The 1449-nt window shown below is 41.7% G+C and carries 1 protein-coding gene and 1 pseudogene; one reads left to right on the forward strand and one right to left on the reverse strand.

Going from position 1 to position 1449, the window contains the following annotated elements; all coding sequences use genetic code 11:
- Positions 1 to 249, reverse strand: a pseudogene (locus L652_RS01000000123135) (regulator); the annotation flags it as partial.
- 140 nt (positions 250 to 389) lie between these two features.
- Here L652_RS01000000123135 and L652_RS0100900 point away from each other — a divergent pair.
- A partial coding sequence (locus tag L652_RS0100900; RefSeq protein ID WP_024603191.1) for a class I SAM-dependent methyltransferase occupies positions 390 to 1449 on the forward strand: 1060 nt, incomplete at its 3' end.

Below are 1449 nucleotides of genomic sequence, written 5' to 3' on the forward strand. Positions count from 1 at the left end.
TGCCATAGTAGAGGCTTTTGCACGATCAGGGTGGTTTTTAGCCACCGCCACACAGTCGTGCATCCACGCTGCAGGAAATACTACTGACATGTTTGCCTGCTCCGCATTACATAACTGTATTGCAACACGCACCACTCGCTCTATATGAGTAATGTCATGAGCAACATCAGCATGCACTAAAGAGGCGATAAACCCTCTACATTGTGAGTTAAGTATTTCTAAATCAGGGCTTAAAGCGACGTCAGACAAAGTTAGGTTCCAAAAAGCTAATTAATCAATGAATTATCCGTACTTTACCGTGCTTTATGCCCCCCTTGCAAAACATTCATTGTATGTTGCTCCTTGCTTGACTAAAATACAGCGCTTATTTATTACTACTGAGAAGCCTTATGTCATCTGCCGTTTACCTACAAGCTGGTCGCGATAAATCATTAAAAAGAAAACACCCTTGGTTATTTTCAAAAGCCATCAAAAAAATTAAAGGTAAACCTGGATTAGGCGACACAGTAACGATTCACGACAGCGAAGGTAAGTTTTTAGCAACTGCTGCGTATAGCCCTCACTCACAAATTCGTGCACGTGTTTGGAGCTTTGACGAAAAAGAAGTCATCGATCAACACTTTTTTGAACGCCGTTTACGTCGCTCATTAGAAGCCCGTAGTCAAGTTATTGAAGAAGGCGGATTAACAGGGTTTCGCTTATGTGCTGCTGAGTCTGATTACTTACCAGGCGTTACAATAGATAAGTTTGACAATGTATTAGTGTGCCAGCTATTAAGCGCCGGTGCCGAGCGCCATAAAGGCGAGATTGTAGGCGCATTGATGTCTATTTTCCCCGGCTCTAGCATATATGAGCGTTCTGACGTAGATGTACGTACTAAAGAAGGCTTAGAACCAATTAAAGGCGCACTTTGGGGGAATGAACCAAAAGAGCCTGTGCTTATTGAAGAAAACGGCTTAAAAATCGAAGTTGATATAATTGAAGGTCACAAAACAGGATTTTACTTAGATCAGCGTGACAGCCGTGCTGCACTTGAGCGCTTCTCAAAAGGTAAAACTGTCCTTAACTGCTTTAGTTACACAGGTACATTCTCGTTGTATGCCCTGCGTGGTGGATGTGAGCATGTAACTAACGTAGATGTATCGCAACCCGCTTTAGATACAGCAAAACGTAATGTTGAGCATAATAACTTAGATTTAAACAAAGTGAGCTTTGTTAAGCAGGATGTATTTAAATTATTACGCCAATACCGCGACGAAGGTAGACAGTTTGATACCATCGTAATGGACCCACCAAAATTTGCTGATAATAAAGCGCAGCTAACGGGCGCGTGTCGTGGCTATAAAGATATCAACATGATTGCCATGCAAATACTAAAACCAGGCGGAACACTATTAACATTCTCATGCTCTGGTTTAATGGAACAAAACTTGTTTCAAAAAGTAGTAG

The organism is Pseudoalteromonas sp. TB25 (assembly GCF_000497995.1).
GTDB lineage: Bacteria > Pseudomonadota > Gammaproteobacteria > Enterobacterales > Alteromonadaceae > Pseudoalteromonas > Pseudoalteromonas distincta.